General features: G+C 37.8%; 17 protein-coding genes. 14 read left to right on the top strand and 3 right to left on the bottom strand.

Annotation, left to right across the window (positions count from 1 at the left end; genetic code table 11):
- The first annotated feature begins 7 nt into the window (after positions 1-7).
- Both ACM66U_RS07780 and ACM66U_RS07775 read left to right on the top strand, forming a co-directional pair.
- Positions 8-286: a hypothetical protein gene (locus ACM66U_RS07780; protein WP_346388948.1), complete on the top strand. Its 279-nt coding sequence runs from the start codon at positions 8-10 to the stop codon at positions 284-286.
- A gap of 50 nt (positions 287-336) precedes the next feature.
- The gene (locus ACM66U_RS07775) at positions 337-1,350 is read left to right on the top strand and encodes a transporter (protein WP_418640479.1); all 1,014 of its coding nucleotides are present in this window, start codon (positions 337-339) and stop codon (positions 1,348-1,350) included.
- 8 nt (positions 1,351-1,358) lie between these two features.
- Here the strand turns inward: ACM66U_RS07775 and ACM66U_RS07770 are convergent, their stop codons facing one another.
- Positions 1,359-3,221 carry an HD domain-containing phosphohydrolase gene (locus tag ACM66U_RS07770; protein WP_418640478.1) on the bottom strand — a complete coding sequence of 621 codons (1,863 nt, stop codon included), beginning with the start codon at positions 3,219-3,221 and terminating at the stop codon, positions 1,359-1,361.
- 232 nt (positions 3,222-3,453) lie between these two features.
- Between ACM66U_RS07770 and ACM66U_RS07765 the strand changes: the two genes are divergently transcribed.
- The 3 genes from ACM66U_RS07765 to ACM66U_RS07755 are packed head-to-tail and all read left to right on the top strand — an operon-like array spanning position 3,454 to position 6,304.
- A complete protein-coding gene (locus ACM66U_RS07765; protein WP_151900026.1) occupies positions 3,454-4,260 on the top strand; it encodes an NAD+ synthase in 807 nt (268 codons plus the stop codon).
- Positions 4,261-4,276: 16 nt separating this feature from the next.
- Complete coding sequence (locus ACM66U_RS07760) at positions 4,277-5,413, top strand: DegT/DnrJ/EryC1/StrS family aminotransferase (RefSeq protein WP_188110047.1); 1,137 nt, start codon at positions 4,277-4,279, stop codon at positions 5,411-5,413.
- Positions 5,414-6,304: a tetraacyldisaccharide 4'-kinase gene (locus tag ACM66U_RS07755; protein ID WP_418640477.1), complete on the top strand. Its 891-nt coding sequence runs from the start codon at positions 5,414-5,416 to the stop codon at positions 6,302-6,304.
- On the opposite strand, the gene ACM66U_RS07750 is transcribed toward ACM66U_RS07755, so the two are convergent.
- Complete coding sequence (locus ACM66U_RS07750) at positions 6,288-7,574, bottom strand: APC family permease (protein ID WP_418640476.1); 1,287 nt, start codon at positions 7,572-7,574, stop codon at positions 6,288-6,290. The two genes, ACM66U_RS07755 and ACM66U_RS07750, sit on opposite strands and share 17 nt — an antisense overlap.
- Position 7,575: 1 nt before the next feature.
- A complete protein-coding gene (locus tag ACM66U_RS07745; RefSeq protein ID WP_151900029.1) occupies positions 7,576-8,121 on the bottom strand; it encodes an HdeD family acid-resistance protein in 546 nt (181 codons plus the stop codon).
- 127 nt (positions 8,122-8,248) lie between these two features.
- Between ACM66U_RS07745 and argB the strand changes: the two genes are divergently transcribed.
- Genes argB through hemC form a run of 9 tightly spaced genes read left to right on the top strand, consistent with a single transcriptional unit; the run spans position 8,249 to position 15,889 of the window.
- Complete coding sequence (gene argB, locus ACM66U_RS07740; RefSeq protein WP_346388942.1) at positions 8,249-9,100, top strand: acetylglutamate kinase; 852 nt, start codon at positions 8,249-8,251, stop codon at positions 9,098-9,100.
- Positions 9,101-9,112: 12 nt separating this feature from the next.
- Complete coding sequence (locus ACM66U_RS07735) at positions 9,113-9,400, top strand: DUF2018 family protein (RefSeq protein WP_151900031.1); 288 nt, start codon at positions 9,113-9,115, stop codon at positions 9,398-9,400.
- Between the two features lie 3 nt (positions 9,401-9,403).
- On the top strand, positions 9,404-9,820 hold the full coding sequence (locus ACM66U_RS07730; RefSeq protein WP_418640475.1) for a hypothetical protein: 417 nt from the start codon (positions 9,404-9,406) through the stop codon (positions 9,818-9,820).
- Positions 9,821-9,836: 16 nt separating this feature from the next.
- Complete coding sequence (locus ACM66U_RS07725; RefSeq protein ID WP_418640474.1) at positions 9,837-10,724, top strand: polyprenyl synthetase family protein; 888 nt, start codon at positions 9,837-9,839, stop codon at positions 10,722-10,724.
- Complete coding sequence (gene hemA / locus ACM66U_RS07720; protein ID WP_418640473.1) at positions 10,724-12,004, top strand: glutamyl-tRNA reductase; 1,281 nt, start codon at positions 10,724-10,726, stop codon at positions 12,002-12,004. Before ACM66U_RS07725 ends, hemA begins: the two co-directional genes overlap by 1 nt.
- Positions 12,005-12,007: 3 nt before the next feature.
- The gene (locus tag ACM66U_RS07715) at positions 12,008-13,711 is read left to right on the top strand and encodes a proline--tRNA ligase (RefSeq protein ID WP_418640472.1); all 1,704 of its coding nucleotides are present in this window, start codon (positions 12,008-12,010) and stop codon (positions 13,709-13,711) included.
- Entirely contained in the window at positions 13,712-14,143 is a 432-nt protein-coding gene (locus tag ACM66U_RS07710) for an FxsA family protein (RefSeq protein ID WP_151900036.1), read from the top strand.
- A complete protein-coding gene (locus tag ACM66U_RS07705; protein WP_418640471.1) occupies positions 14,097-14,930 on the top strand; it encodes a DsbA family protein in 834 nt (277 codons plus the stop codon). Before ACM66U_RS07710 ends, ACM66U_RS07705 begins: the two co-directional genes overlap by 47 nt.
- Entirely contained in the window at positions 14,930-15,889 is a 960-nt protein-coding gene (gene hemC / locus ACM66U_RS07700; RefSeq protein WP_418640470.1) for a hydroxymethylbilane synthase, read from the top strand. The genes ACM66U_RS07705 and hemC overlap by 1 nt, the downstream gene beginning before the upstream one ends.
- Positions 15,890-15,893 lie beyond the last annotated feature (4 nt).

Raw genomic sequence — 15,893 nt, 5'->3', positions numbered from 1 at the left:
TTCAAAAATGATAATAAGAAAGATTCTCAGAAAATACTTTGCCGCTCTTTTTGTGCTTGCGACACTTATGGCGGTTTTTCATCACCACAGTGACCTGGAAGTACATGAAGATTGTCAGATATGCAGTATCTCCTCCAATATCTTTGATGGTGATATTCAAAGAGAACCGGTCTATCTTCCTACACTTGGGCAGACACTCTGTTTTGTGCCTGTTTCTACTCTTTTTATATATATAAACGAAATTTACACTCCTCGTAATCCCAGAGCTCCCCCAAGTTATTCTTAATTTTCAAAAACAACTGTTTCAAATTTTTTTAATTATTAATAAGGATACTTATGCAAAAAAAACTCTTCAAAAAATTACAAATACTATCGCTGGCAGCATCAGCTGCTATAACGCCTTTATGGGCATGCAACTCTTCGCATGTCTTGGGAATGGGTGGCTCGAGCGCCGCGTATACACTTTCTGCAAATACAATGCAAAAAGGAAACTACTACATTGGCGTAAATGCTGAGCGTGTCCAGAACAACACACTCTCTGATCAAACCATAATATCAGCGATGCAAAACGGTTCAAGTCATTTGCACAATATTGATGCAATAGATTCCTATTCTCTCTCACTCTCTTACGGGCTCACAGACAGATTGACACTCAGTATGCAACTTCCCTATGTTTCGCGTATAAATATTCGTGCAGGTGAAGCAGATAATGGTTTATATGCAGTACATCCGCATGGAAATGCTCAGGGTATAGGTGATATTTCTACAATTTTACAGTATAAAGTGTATGACAAAGAGTTCAAAGTTGCTCTTTTAGCCGGAATAAAAGCACCAACAGGCAAAACTGATATAGCAGATGCAGGAGAAGTTCTTGAAGCGGATTTGCAGGCAGGAAGCGGCTCATGGGACTTTTTTGCCGGAGTTGCTCTGACAAAAGATTTTGACACTTTCTCTTTGCATGCAAACATACTGTACAAAAAAAATACAAAGGGTGTTGATGAGAGTCAATTGGGGGATATTTTTACCTACAATGCAGCATTTTCATACAAACTTTTTGCGCACCAGCATAATCAGAAGTTTTGCAGAGCAGATGAAAAAGAAGATTTTGGCTATTTTGTATCGCTTTTTGCTGAAATCAACGGAGAAAAAGCGTATAAAGATGATTTTGGCGGTGAAACCGCTTACAACACAGGACATCATGTTGTTTTTGCGACTGTAGGAACACAGGTCGCCATGCACAGCGGTTACTCGTTTTTTATAACATTTTCAAAACCGTTTTATCAGAATTTTAACGGAATACAAAATGATATAAACTACAAATCAAGTATAGGGTTTGGAAAAAGCTTTTAAAGCTTCTTCTAAACTTTTGTGTAAGAGTGCATATCATTGTAGCTATCTCTTACATGTAAAAACTCATCAAGATGTTCAAAGAAAATATCGACAAGTTCGGGGTCAAAATGTTTTCCTCTTTCTTCTTGTATTAATTTGAAAATTCTTTCATCATCCCATGCTTTTTTATAGCAACGTTCACTGCCAAGAGCATCAAAAACATCCGCAAGCGCAGTAATACGTCCGTAAATATGAATATTTTTTCCACGTAAACCTCTTGGATAGCCGCTGCCGTCATATTTTTCATGATGCTCATACGCAATGACTGCGGCAGTTTTCAAAAGCTCTCTTTGTGAGTTTTTAAAGAGCTGATAGCCTATTTCTGCATGGGTTTTCATCACTTTCCATTCTTCTTGTGTCAGCTTGCCTTTTTTGTTCAAGATATGATCAGGAATGGCAACTTTGCCTATATCATGCATCGGAGAAGCAATAGTGAGATATTTTGTCTCTTTTTCCCCCAAGCCGTAATGTTTTGCCAAGATCTGAGAATATAAGGCTACCCGTTTGACGTGGAAACCTGTTTCCTGACTTCGTGTTTCACCAATTTCACCCATTTTGAGAATAATATCTTCTTGCGTCTCTTCTATCTCTTTGTGGAGTTGTAAAATCTGTGTGATGTCATTTCTGATGGCAATAAACTCTTCAATTTCTCCTCTTTCATTTAAGATAGGGCTGATGGTCACTTCGACTATGTAAGAACTTCCGTCTTTTTTTCTGTTTTTTATAACGCCGGACCAGGCTCTTTTTTCTAAAACAGTGTGCCACATATCCCGGAACAGTGATTTTGGCATATCTTTGTGACGGACAATATTGTGCGGTTTTCCTAAAAGTTCTTCTTTTGTATAGCCTGAAATTATGCAGAATTTATCATTTACATAGGTGATTCTTCCGCTTCTGTCGGTTTTGGAAACAATGCTGCTTCTGTCAACAGCATTTTTGTATTCACTTAACAGTTTTAAGTTTCTCAAAATACTGTTTTTAATTTTGACTCCAAGCAAAAGCATAATCAAAGTGATGAGGACCAGTAGAAAAATATTTATAATCAGTTCTATTTTGAGTCTTGAGGCATATTTGTTTATTAAACTGTTAATATTGGCAAATTCCAGTTTTTCCAGTCTGTTAAATGCTTCTATAATAGCTGTAGCTTTATCAAACCATTCGTTTGGATCCTGTGTGACAGAAATATTTTGATGTTTTGTATACTTTTTAAATACATTTTGCAGCCATTGATAATTTTTCCCCTGAGCAATTGTATGAAACTCTTTCATCATCTCATCAGAAGCATATGTTAAAAAGTTTTGCTGTGCCAGATCATATTCGCCTTTTGCATGCATAGCTGTAAATACAAGTTGGTAGTTTTGTTTTTTCTGGGCAAACAATCCGCTGAGGGAACCTCGCATCTTGCCGGCGGCTTCTTTCATAAAAAGCAGGTTTGTGTAGGCATGAAACATCTGTTCAATCTCTTTTTCTTTGATTGTTTTGGTGATCATGAGATGATTTTGCAACAGATGGTATATGATTTTTGTATACTCGTTAAAAGCATCTATAGTGCTAAGAGAGAGTAATTGGACTTTTTTTCGGAGTTTTGCAAGTGTCTTTTTGTCGGGAGAATAATCTTCATGCAAAAAGATGATTTTAGCATATATACTGTCTGTATTTTGTTGCTGTTTGCGCAGTAGTGATTGAAATTTTGTTCCATGGGAGCCAAGATACCCGCTGCTGTAGCCTCTCTCTTTTTGAAGAGAGTTTATCAAAAGAGAAATATTTTGTATATGCAAAGCGTCTTTTTTAAGATGAGAAAGGCCTTGAAGATTGTTATAGCTGTGTATCATTAAGAGTACAAATCCAAAAAATATAATGATTAAAGGCAGGGATACCAATAATTTAAGTTTGGATATTATTGTTGTTGAATTTATTATAAAACCTTTAAAAATAAAATTAGATCTTAATTTTACAATAAATTTGTTACAAAAACGTTAAAATCACTTTTCTTAAAAAAACATTTGTTACAAATTTTAGATATAATATTTTTTGTTAATAAGTTGTAAAGGTTTAGTATATATTATGAGTAAATATTCGCAGATAACTGACTATTTGGTTCTTTTTTTAGAAAATGAAGTGAAAAAGACAGGTATAAAAAAAGCAGTGGTTGGTTTGAGTGGCGGACTGGATTCTGCTGTGGTTGCTGTTTTGGCGAAAAAAGCATTTGGAGATGACCTGTTATGTGTTAAAATGCCATCACAATATTCATCACAAAACTCACTTGATGATGCGGATGAATTGTGTCGCGATTTCAATATGCGTTGTGTTGTCTGTAGTATTGCTCCAATGTTGCAGGCGTATGAAGAGATGCACCCTGATATGGATAATCTTAGAAAAGGAAACTTTTCATCACGCATGCGAATGGCAACATTGTTTGATATTTCGGCAAAAGAGAATGCTTTGGTACTTGGTACAAGCAATAAAAGTGAATTAATGCTCGGGTATGGCACACTTTACGGCGACTTGGCGTCGGCAGTGAATCCCATAGGAGATTTGTACAAAAGCGAAGTTTTTGAATTAGCCGAGTACTTACATGTAAGTAAAAGTATCATTGAAAAGCCGCCTTCGGCTGATTTGTGGAGCGGTCAAAGTGATGAGGCTGATTTGGGCTATACATATGCCCAACTTGACGCAGCAATGAAACTCTATGTGGATGAGAGACTTTCGCGTGAAGAAGTCATACAAAAGGGTGTTGACGAACGGATGTTGGATATGATTATAAAAAGAATTTTTAGAAATCATTTCAAAAGAAAGATGCCTGTGATTGCAAAGTTGACTTCAAGAACATTGAATCATGACTTTAATTATCCGCGTGATATTACATTATAAAACCTAGGAGTAAAAAATGAAAAATGAAAAACTGAGTATCCCTTTTAGTAAGTATGAAAGTTCCCGCGAGGCACACTCTAATGTGAGTGATGTACTCGACGGAGAAGATTTGTATCAGGTACCAAAACTTGAAGAAGAGTTTCGTGAGTATGTCGGATCAGAGTATGCGCTTGCTACATCGCACGGCACATCGGCACTGCACCTTGCCATGCTTGCACTTGACCTAAAACGCGGGGACAAAGTAATCTGCAGTGTAAATGCGCATCCGAGTGTACCTGAGGTTGTCCGCCATTTTGATGCTGAGCCTGTTTTTATTGATATAGCCGAAGACTCTTATAATATTGATCTCAATAAGTTAGAAAATTATTTGGAAGAAAACAAATCCAAAAAGCTCAAAGCGGTTATTATAACGCATATTGGCGGTATGACTGTAGATTTGGACAGAGTCTATTCGATGGCTTCCATATATAATGTCAAAATTGTTGAAGATGCAAGCGATGCTCTTGGTGCTACATACAAGGGAGTGAAAATAGGTGCAACAGGTGCAGATATAGTCTGTTTTAACTTTTCTCCGCATTTAAAGAAAAATATCTGTAACGGCGGGATGCTTGTGACCAATGATGAAGATATTATGCAAAGAGCAAGGTTGCTGGCAAATCATGCAATGGTACGCAATGAAAATGCTTTGGAGTATATTTATGATGTTGTAGATATTGGGAATGATTATGCACTGAGCCATTTAAATGCAGCCTATATCAGAGCGCAGGTAAAAGAACAGGATGAAAACATCGCAAGACAAAAAGAGATTGCCAAAATGTACAGTGAAGGACTTGAAGGGGTAGATCACATTATTACTCCGGATATGGATAATGAAGAGAATCCTTTTTCTCTTTATATAGTAAAAATAGATAAAAACCGCGATTCTTTTGCTGTAGCACTCAAAGAAGAGGGAATCGGGGCAGGATTGCATTATATTCCGCTTCATCTTTTATCGTATTATAAAAGCAAATATGCCCTGCGTGTTAATGATTTTCCAAGAGCACTGCGTTCATTCCAACAGGTACTTTCTTTACCGATTTATGCAAGTATGACTGATGAAGATGTACAAACAGTTATAAGTAAAATCAAAAAAATAGCAAAAACGAGAGTGTAATTGAAAAAAACGCTCGTTTTCTGGGTTGAAGAGTATTTCTACAACCCAACTCCTTTGCAAAAACTTCTCTCCTATCTACTGCTTCCGCTGAGTTGGCTCTATTGTATTATTATGTATGTTCGATACAAATTACAGAGACCGGAGGATTTTGCTATGGAAATTGTCAGCGTTGGTAATCTGACTGTCGGCGGCAGTGGCAAAACTCCATTGGTAACAGCACTGGCAAAAGAGCACAAAAAACCTGCGATTATACTTCGTGGCTATGGACGAGCATCCAAAGGCTTGATTGTTGTCAAAAACGGCAATGAAATTTTATGTGATGTCAAAAGCAGCGGGGATGAAGCGATGATATATGCCAAAAAACTTCCAAATGCTACAGTCATAGTCAGTGAAGAGAGAAAAAGAGCCATACAAAAAGCAAAAGAGCTGGGTTGTGAGATAGTTTTTTTGGATGATGCCTACTCCAAACATGATATCAAAAAGCAAGATATACTCATAGATGTAAAATCAAAGAACAGTTTTTGTCTGCCTGCAGGTCCTTTTAGAGAGCGTCTGTGGCCGGGGAAAGAGGCTTTACATGTAGAAGAGGAGAAAGATTTTTTTCGTAAGGTAAAACTTGTGAACCCGACACAAAAAATGAGTCTTGTGACCGCTATAGCAAGGCCGCAACGACTTGATAAATATCTTCCTGCTGTTATTGCAAAGCATTATTTTGAAGACCATCACAGTTTTACAAAAGAAGAACTTGAAACAATTTTACAAAATGATGCAGCGACTTCTCTTTTGGTAACATTTAAAGATTATGTAAAAATTGAGCATTTCGGACTGCCCCTTTCACTTCTGGATCTGGAAGTAAAAGTAAAAGAAGGTGTCTTTAGTGCGTTTGTTTAGAAATGATTCTTTGTTTGAAGTATCGCAGTAGATACTCTGTCGTAAAAGCAAGTGCAAAGGTCACTATAAGATAGTATGCAATCTCAGGCATGGTTTTATAGGTAGAATAGAGAGTAATCCCCGCAACGCCAAACATGGAAAAAATTGCCAAAACAACAAGATATTTTTTTGCGCCACTCTCCTGCAGAAGATTCAAATGCGCAATATGTGTACTTCCCTGAACGATGAGCATGACTATAGCGGCAACAGTTGTGATTTGCGCCAGGTTGAAAAAGAGTATCATCGGTATAATCAGCAACGCGCTGATAATGAGTCCTTCAAAAGAGCGGTAGATGTTATATTCGTATATTTCAGGAAGATTTCCCTCTTTTGCCATTGTGTATCCTATGTCAGTTACGGCATAAAGTGTTGCATTGATAGCCGAGGCTGTTGCCAGGAGTGCTGTGGCGGCCATGATTTTAAATCCCCATTCACCAAAGATGGGCTTTGCCGCTTCAGCCAGAGCATAGTCTTTTGTCTGAATAATTTTATCAAGCGGCAGGTTTCCTAAAACAGCGATACTTGTAAGTATGTATAAAGCTGCCACAATGAGCAGGGCGACAAACATAGAACGCATCATGGTCACTTTCGGATTCTCCATATCCTCGACTGAGTTTGTAATCACACTAAAACCCTGGTAGGCAAAAAACGTAATTCCGATGGCAAAGACCATACCGCTTACAGGAGGCATGTCCGCTACACTTAAAAGCTGAGGCTGTATCGTAAAAAGTGCCGCAAAAGCAAAGGTAACAAGGACTCCGAGTTTGATAATGACAATGATGTTTTCCGCCTTCGCAACAAAAACGGCACCGATAAGATTGATAAGGGTAAAAAAGGCGATAATACCTATGGCAAATATATTGACCCAGGCTGTATCTCCGTGGAGCATAAAAGTTGCGCTGTAGGTTCCAAATGATTTGGCAACGGCTGCAATGGCAATGAGTTGGGAAAAATAGAACATGACACCCATAGAACCGGAGAAAATGTTTTCTCCAAAACCCTGGACCAGATACTCGACTATCCCGCCGCGTGACTGGTAGCGTACTGCCAGCTTTGCCAGAGAGTAGCCGCTTAAAAGAGCTATAATCCCACCGAAAACAAAAGAGATCCAGACAATATTTCCAGCCATGGCCCCTGCCTGACCGATGACTATGAAAATTCCGGCACCGACCATGGAGCCTATACCTAAAAAGACGGCACTCCAGAGACCAAATGCTTTTGTCTTGTGCATTTTATCGGTTCATTTTTTTAAAAATCGACCCTGTGACAAGCAGGGCAAATCCGTCAAAAAAGAGACTGAAACCGACAAGCAAACCTATAAGGTAGGTGGAGGTAAAAGGCCATCCTGCTATAAATAAAATACCGATTAACATGGAAAAAAGGGCATTAATCATCCACCAGATCCAGCCGTTTGCAGGACGCATATTCATCGCAAGAGAGAAACTGGCAAAAGAATCCATAAAAAAGTATATAGCCAGAAGCAGACCGACTGTGCCAATTCCTGTCATTGGATAAAAAATCATTAAAGCACCAATCCCGATAAGCACAAAGCTTTTAAGCCAGCCCAGAACATCACTTTTGTCACTTATATAGGTAAAATACCCGGCCATAAAACCACCAAACATCATCAGCCATGCCACAAAGGTGACTGTTGCCAGGGTCATAAATACAGGGTATATAATACCCACTATTCCGAGAATAATAAAAATTACACCTGTAATTTTTGAATACTTACTAAATTTGTCAAACAGATTCTCATCTATAGGATACTTCCACATTTTTCTTCCTTTTCGAATATTTTGGAAAGATTGTAACATAGTTTTATCACAAGAAGAGTTACTTAAGTAGCATTAATAGAAGATTGGATAGAATAGCAAAATTATTTTGCATATAAGGATAGAAATATTGCAGGCAAAAGTTGAAACAGTAAAAACACTCCTTGATGCACTTCCGTTTATTCGCGAGTTTAGAAAAGAGATTGTCGTTATAAAATATGGCGGTTCGGCACAAACATCTCCCGAATTAAAAGAGAAGTTTGCAGAAGATATTTTGCTTATGTATTTGGTAGGTATCAAACCTGTAATTGTTCATGGCGGTGGAAAAAAAATTACCGATATGCTCGAAGCGCTTAAAATTGATACGCAGTTTATAGACGGACAGCGTGTCACGACAAAAGAGACAATGCGGATTGTAGAGATGATACTCAGTGGTGAGATTAACAAAGAGATAGTCTCTTTGCTGAACTCTCATGATGCAAAAGCAATAGGTATCAGCGGTAAGGATGCACACTTTATCCGTGCAAGGGCGAAAGATTTTTCCAAGTGGGGATTGACTGGGAATATTACAAATGTCAAAGCAGATGTTGTTTTAAATCTGATAAAAGAAGGCTTTATTCCTGTGATAGCCCCTATTGCCGCAGGTGAAGAGATGGGACATCCCGGATATAATATTAATGCTGATCTGTGTGCATCATATGTTGCAAAAGCCATAGGTGCAAACAAAATAATATTTTTGACAGATACGCCGGGGGTCTTGAACAAAGAGAAAAAACTTCTTGCAACCTTGACGAAAGATGAAGTAAAAGTGCTCAAAGAAAACGAAACGATTCACGGTGGGATGGTACCAAAAGTTGATGCCTGTCTTGAAGCGATAGACGGTGGTGTGCATAAAGCACATATAATTGACGGGCGACTTGAGCACTCCATGCTTTTAGAGTTGTTTACATCAGAGGGTGTAGGTACCCAAATAGTAAAATAAAAAGGATTAGGTATGAGTTACAGCGCGTTATTTGAAGATGAAGATGATATTTTTGGAGGTTCTCCGAGATCAAAGTTTATGGATGTTGTTTTTAATGCGAACAATGATATAGTAAGACAGGAACTTGAAAAGTTTGTCGAAAAAGTTGCTGCAATGGAGTTAATGCTCCAAGAAGAGGTCGGTGATGATATTGATACGGCAGTTGCCCGATATAAAGCAAGTCATCTGGATGAGGTTGCAACCAAAACGAAAAGTATTTACATAGAGCTTATGGGTGATATTCTTTCTCAAAGCGAATAAGAGTTGCAAAGTATTTTACAGTTTTTCTTGACAGCATTGTTTCTTTGTAGCACTGCTGTTTTTGCAAGTGACTTACGGGATGTGCAGGAAATTTCATTGAAAAAGGATGAGCCAAAGAAAATTCTTGTAAAATACGATAACAAAACAAGACTTTTTACATTTAGATGGACTTTGTACACTAATGAAGGTTTGGTGGTTTTGCGTTCTTATGATAAGCATGTAGCGCAAAATATACTGTACTTGAATCATAAAAATCAAAGTTTTCGGGTTACACTAAAAACTCCAGGAGCAGATTTTTACAATATACCCTATATACTGGTTAAATTTAAAGAGTTTGATGTAAAAAAAAATATTGCAAAATTTGAGCTTTATCTCTCTGATGATAAAGAGCAAATACGATTAGAAACAGCAAAAAAATAAACAAAAGACGAGATAAATGCAAAGAGTAGAAGCACAAATAAAAAGATTGATACAAGAGTGTGATTATGATGAAGTGACCCGTCTGTTTTCCATGCTGCAGGGCGGAAAAAGACTTCGGGCAAAGCTTATTCTTAAAATTGCTCCAAAACATAAGGACGCTCCTCTTTTAGCCGCCATAGTGGAACTGATTCATGCTGCCTCACTTTTACATGATGATGTTATTGATGATGCGATGACAAGACGCGGAGCAGCATCGGTAAATGCAACAGACGGAAGCAAAACAGCTGTCATGCTTGGAGATATTTTATACTCAAAAGCATTTACGGAACTTGTTGCCTTTGACAAAGCGGTAGCACAGACAATTGCTTCATCGGTTACAGCACTCTCCAAGGGCGAAATGATGGATGTCAGAATGGCAGAAAGTTTTAACAGTGATGAAGAGCGTTACCTTGATATGCTCTATCTCAAAACTGCTACACTCATTGAAGCAGCTGCAAAAGCGAGTGCTCTGCTAGCAGGAAAAGATGCAGAAAAATATGCTCTTTACGGACGTAACTTAGGACTATCATTTCAAATTATAGATGATATTCTTGATATTACAGCAGACGAAGCAACGCTTGGAAAACCTGCGATGAATGATTATGTAGAGGGGAAATGTACTTTGCCGTATATTTATCTTTATAATGCACTTGAAGCAAAAGATCAGGAAAAGCTTCTATCTCTGCATGCGAAAAAACCTACGGAAGAAGAACTCTTATGGATGAAAAAGAAAATGCAAGAACATAAAACGATAGAAAAATCTTTTGAACTGGCACAGAAACTCTCAAACGAGGCGAAGATTGCTTTGCACGAAGATAAAGATTTAGTTGCCATTTTAGATACAATGATACAAAGAAGTTATTGATGCATTATTTAATTGTAAGTCTCTCCCATAAAAACAGTGATTTGGAACTGAGAGAAAAATTCACCTATACGGATGAAGAGAAAGAGGCATGTCTGCAAAGACTGCTCAAATCGCCTAATATCAGTGAAGCTGTCATGCTGGCTACATGTAACCGTATGGAGTTGTATGTATGCTGCAGTGACATTGAAGAAGCAACAGAACATATGATGAAGTTACTGGCATTTAAAGGTGGTTTGTCAGAAGAGGTTTTACGAAAAACTGCTGAGATAGTTGATGACAGCAGTGCTATTCATCATCTTTTTGCGGTTGCAAGTTCTATAGACTCTATGGTGGTCGGTGAGACACAGATTGCCGGACAGTTAAAAGATGCTTTTAGATTCTCTCATGAACGCGGTTATTCGGATAAGAAAATGTCACGAGCACTCTCTCATGCGTTTAAATGTGCTGCAAAGGTAAGAAATCTCACTGATATATCCTCAAAACCGGTTTCTGTGGCTTCTGTAGCAATAAAACAGATTAAAGAAAAGGTTCAAAATTTACGTGAAAAAAAAGCACTTGTGATTGGTGTAGGTGAAATGAGTGAAATCTGCGCAAAACACCTTGTCTCGGACGGGGTGGAAACTTTTATTGCAAACAGAACAAAGCAAAAAGCCCAGACTTTGGCACAAGAGTGTAATGCGGAAGTATATGAATTTGGAGACCTGGACAAAGCGGTTAACGAATTTGACATTATATTTACTGCTACAGGTTCTTCTTATCCTATAATTACCAACGAACTTATAGAAGATGTAGATTTTGAAAGATTCTGGTTTGACCTGGCTGTCCCAAGAGATATTGATATAAAAAACAGAAAAAATATTTTTCTTTTTGTTGTGGATGATATAAAAGATATTGTAGATGCAAACAAAGCACAAAGAGAACAGTATGTAAGACAGGCACACGGAATTGTAGGACGAAGTGTTGTGGAATTTTATGAGTGGCTTGATACACTCAATGTGGAACCTATCATAAAAGAGATTTATAAAAAAGCCGAAAAAGCCGCACAGGAAGAGACAAAACGTGCGATTAAAAAAGGTTTTCTGCCTCAGGAATATGAAAAGCAAGCACAAAAAATGGCGCATCAGGCAATCAAAAGATTTTTGCATGATATGACCAAAAAGATGCGTGCAGCCTCGCATGAAGCCAAAAGTGATTCTGTCACCGGAGCAATGCAGTATATTCTTAATGATGAACATGACAATATTCCAGACCAATACAAACACCATTTAAAAAAGGATTAAAATTTGAGAAGAAGTAAAGCTTTTATACCGACAACCAAAGAGGCACCATCAGATGCTACACTTCCGAGTCATATATTTTTATCTCGTGCAGGATTTATTACACAGGTTGCTGCAGGTTTGTATAATTATCTGCCATTAGCAAAAAGAGTGATTAAAAAAATAGAAAACATCATTAATGAAGAGATGACAAAAGTAGGTGCCCAGGAAGTGGAACTCTCTTTTGTAACACCCGCAGAGTTGTGGCAGGAGAGTGGAAGAATAGAAAAGTTCGGTAAAGAACTGCTTCGTTTTCACGATAGAAAAAACAATCTTTTCGTACTTGGACCTACGCATGAAGAGATGATGGTTGATGTTGTCCGGAACCGTGTGACATCTTATAAAAATCTGCCATTAAATCTGTATCAGATTAAGACAAAATTCCGTGATGAGGCCCGTCCTCGTTTCGGGCTTATGCGTGGACGTGAGTTTATTATGCAGGATGCCTACTCTTTTCATGCTACAGCAGAGGATTTAGACAGAGAATTTGATGCAATGGAAGCAGCCTACAAAAAGATACTTTCTCGTATGGGACTGGATTTCAGAGTGGTAGAAGCCGACAGTGGTGCCATTGGTGGAAGCGGTTCCAAAGAGCTTATGGTTTTGGCAGAGAGTGGTGAAGACACAATTGCTGTTTGTTCAAAGTGTGAATACGGTGCCAATATAGAAGCAGCTTCAAGAAGCAAACGCTCAAATATTCCTGAAGCTCCTGAAGCTTCTTTTAATAAGTTTAAAACACCAGAGATAAAAACAATAGATGAACTTGCAGAGTTTTTCAAAATTGACCCTTATTATACGGTTAAATGTGTTGCAAAAAAAGTTATATATGAAGATGCAAGTGAAATTGTTCTTTTCTTTGTACGCGGATGCGATAATCTTCAGGAAGTAAAAGCACTCAATGCAACAGAAGCCCTTGATATTGTGGATGTGACAGAAGAAGAACTCAAAGAGACAGGGCTGATTCCCGGTTTTATAGGGCCGCTTGATCAAGACAAGGCAAAACATGTCATTGACAGTGATTTAAAAGATGCCACAAATTTAATCTGTGGGGCAAATGAAGCAGATTATCACTTTATAGGGGTAGATTTGTCAGTGCTCAGTAATGCTGCTTATTTCGCAGATATAGCAGAAGTAAATGAGGGGGATATCTGCCCGTACTGTGACGGTGAACTCTCTTTTACAAAAGGTATAGAAGTAGGACATATTTTTAAACTCGGAACGACTTATTCTGAAGCTTTAAAAGCCGAGTTTTTAGATGAGAACGGAAAAGCACAGCCTTTTATTATGGGAACATACGGAATGGGTGTTTCACGCCTTGTAGCAGCAGTTGTAGAGCAGCATCATGATGAAAATGGCTGTATCTGGACAAAAGAGACAGCACCGTATATGGTAAATATTATGATAAGTAACATCAAAGATGAGGCGCAGGTGCAAGCAGGCGAACAACTTTATAAGCAGCTGCAGGATGTAAATGTAGAGGTAATGCTCGATGACAGAAAAGAGCGTTTTGGATTTAAAATGAAAGATGCGGAACTTATCGGATTCCCGTATACGGTTGTTATCGGTAAAGAGTTGCAAAATGGACATGTGCAGATTTTTGACAGAGCAACAAAAGAAAAAAGAGATATCAAGAGTGAAGAGATATTTGATAAAATTATGGAACTGATTTAAATGATTTATTTTTTACTCTACCTTTTTTTGGAAGTGCTTGTCTCTGTGCAGATTTCTTCTGCTATAGGAGGGCTTGCCACTTTTTTTGAGATTCTTGTTACTGCATTTATAGGGATATCAATTTTAGTGAATTTCAGAAAAAGTTTGATTGAAAATATGACGGCAGTCTCTTATAACTGTATTGATCTCGAGCAGTTTCAAAAATTAAATCTTTTTACCCTGATTGGTGCTATACTGCTGATTATTCCTGGATTTTTAACAGACATATTAGGTATACTCATGCAGTTTGGTGTTTTTACGAGTATGATTGTTAACCGTTATAATGTAAAATCAGGAAAATGTAATTCTTCTTTTGAGGAACAAAATAATATAACAAAGGATTCAGATGTCATTGATGTTGAAATTATTGAGCACGACTCTGCTCTTAAGTAGTTTTCTCTATGCAAGTAACGCAAGTGAAAATATAGAATATTTTTTAGAAGACAAGTTTAGTGAAAATCCAAGACTCAAATCAGTAGATGTAAAAGTGGAGGATGTTACACCACTCAAACAACTTCCAAAATGGAATGCCTATATTGTTAATGTGAAAGCTGTTTTGAAAAACAAGCCAAAGCAGGTAATTCGCCAAAAAATGATTTGGTTTTCAAACGGAAAGATGATTACAAAAGATTTGACAGATATAAGTACAGGAGAAAGTCTTGTCGACAAGGTTAAACCAACAGTAAAAGCCAGACATTATGCAAAAGAAAATTTGATTTACGGCAATGCCAATGCGAAACACAAAATAGTCATTTTTTCAGACCCACTGTGTCCTTTTTGTAGAGGATTTGTACCAGGGGCGATTAAAGATATGAAAAAAGAGCCCCAAAAATTTGCTGTATATTACTATCATTTTCCACTCGAAAGAATTCATCCCGCTTCCGTAACACTGGTCAAAGCAGCAATTGCCGCAGAACATCAAGGTGTAAAAGATGTTGTATTAAAACTTTATAATGTTTCAATCAATCCAAGAGAAAAAAATGTCAAAAAAATTCTTGAAGCATTTAATAAAGCAGAAGGGACAAATATTACACCTGAAGATATTCAGAATCCCAGTGTAATCAAGCAGTTTAACCACGACAGACTTGTAGCCACTGATCTTATGGTTGGTGGAACACCGACGGTTTATCTTGACGGTTCTGTAGATAATACAAAGAAAAAATACCTAAAAGTGAAGTAATGCAAAAATTAACAATAGCAACACGCGTTTCAGACTTGGCACTTTGGCAGGCATATCATATCAAGGAAAGAGTTGAAGCAAGTTTTCCTGAAATAGAAGTAGTGCTTAATAAAATAGTAAGTAACGGAGATAAGGTTTTGGATAAACCTTTGGCTCTCATCGGCGGAAAAGGGCATTTCACCAAAGAGCTTGAAGATGAGATGCTCTCAGGCAATGCCGAGCTTGCTGTACACAGTTTAAAAGATGTACCGACATATATTCCCGATGGTTTGGAACTTGCAGCTGTGACGCAACGTCAAGACCAAAGTGATGTTTTTTTGTCACATACTTACAAAACACTTGAAGATTTGCCGGAGGGAGCAGTGGTTGGGACAACAAGTCTGCGCCGTAGAATGCAACTTTTGCAAAAAAGACCTGATTTAAAAGTCAGAGATTTGAGAGGGAATGTCAATACACGTTTGAGAAAGTTACAAGAAGGGCAGTATGATGCGATAATTTTGGCATGGATAGGACTCAACAGACTTGATTTGCTCAAAGATATTCCCTATACCCAAAAACTTTCTCTTGATATGATGATACCGCCGATGGGGCAGGCTGCCTTGGGTATTGAAATTGTAACCGGCAATGAACAGGTACGGATAATTGCACAAAGTCTCAATGATGAAGATACCTTTACATGTACACAGATTGAGAGAGATTTTATATCAAAAATCGGAGCGGGATGTTCGGCTCCTGTTGCCTGTAATGCTGTTATAGAAGATGATAATGTTGTTTTTAGAGTTATGCTTGGCTTTCCAAACGGAACACATATTATGCAGGAAAAAATCGTAAGAAGTATAGCGGAAAGTAAAAATTTAGGCAAAGAGCTTGCCCAAAAGATGATAGACAAAGGTGCACTGGAGTTATTAAAAGAAGCAGAAAAAACTGCTTTTAAAGATGAAATGCCACAAAGATTGTAAAGTA

Origin of the sequence: Sulfurimonas sp. ST-27 (assembly GCF_048081595.1) — a bacterium.
In the GTDB taxonomy this organism is placed as follows: domain Bacteria; phylum Campylobacterota; class Campylobacteria; order Campylobacterales; family Sulfurimonadaceae; genus Sulfurimonas; species Sulfurimonas hydrogeniphila.
This window is presented reverse-complemented; position numbering and strand designations above follow the sequence as displayed.

Excerpts from the sequence above, each read along its gene's own strand:
- ACM66U_RS07780 (WP_346388948.1), top strand. The coding sequence starts at position 8 with ATGATAATAAGAAAGATTCTCAGAAAATACTTTGCCGCTCTTTTTGTG.
- ACM66U_RS07775 (WP_418640479.1), top strand. The coding sequence starts at position 337 with ATGCAAAAAAAACTCTTCAAAAAATTACAAATACTATCGCTGGCAGCA.
- ACM66U_RS07770 (WP_418640478.1), bottom strand. The coding sequence starts at position 3,221 with ATGATACACAGCTATAACAATCTTCAAGGCCTTTCTCATCTTAAAAAA.
- ACM66U_RS07765 (WP_151900026.1), top strand. The coding sequence starts at position 3,454 with ATGAGTAAATATTCGCAGATAACTGACTATTTGGTTCTTTTTTTAGAA.
- ACM66U_RS07760 (WP_188110047.1), top strand. The coding sequence starts at position 4,277 with ATGAAAAATGAAAAACTGAGTATCCCTTTTAGTAAGTATGAAAGTTCC.
- ACM66U_RS07750 (WP_418640476.1), bottom strand. The coding sequence starts at position 7,574 with ATGCACAAGACAAAAGCATTTGGTCTCTGGAGTGCCGTCTTTTTAGGT.
- ACM66U_RS07745 (WP_151900029.1), bottom strand. The coding sequence starts at position 8,121 with ATGTGGAAGTATCCTATAGATGAGAATCTGTTTGACAAATTTAGTAAG.
- ACM66U_RS07735 (WP_151900031.1), top strand. The coding sequence starts at position 9,113 with ATGAGTTACAGCGCGTTATTTGAAGATGAAGATGATATTTTTGGAGGT.
- ACM66U_RS07725 (WP_418640474.1), top strand. The coding sequence starts at position 9,837 with ATGCAAAGAGTAGAAGCACAAATAAAAAGATTGATACAAGAGTGTGAT.
- hemA (WP_418640473.1), top strand. The coding sequence starts at position 10,724 with ATGCATTATTTAATTGTAAGTCTCTCCCATAAAAACAGTGATTTGGAA.
- ACM66U_RS07710 (WP_151900036.1), top strand. The coding sequence starts at position 13,712 with ATGATTTATTTTTTACTCTACCTTTTTTTGGAAGTGCTTGTCTCTGTG.
- ACM66U_RS07705 (WP_418640471.1), top strand. The coding sequence starts at position 14,097 with ATGTCATTGATGTTGAAATTATTGAGCACGACTCTGCTCTTAAGTAGT.
- hemC (WP_418640470.1), top strand. The coding sequence starts at position 14,930 with ATGCAAAAATTAACAATAGCAACACGCGTTTCAGACTTGGCACTTTGG.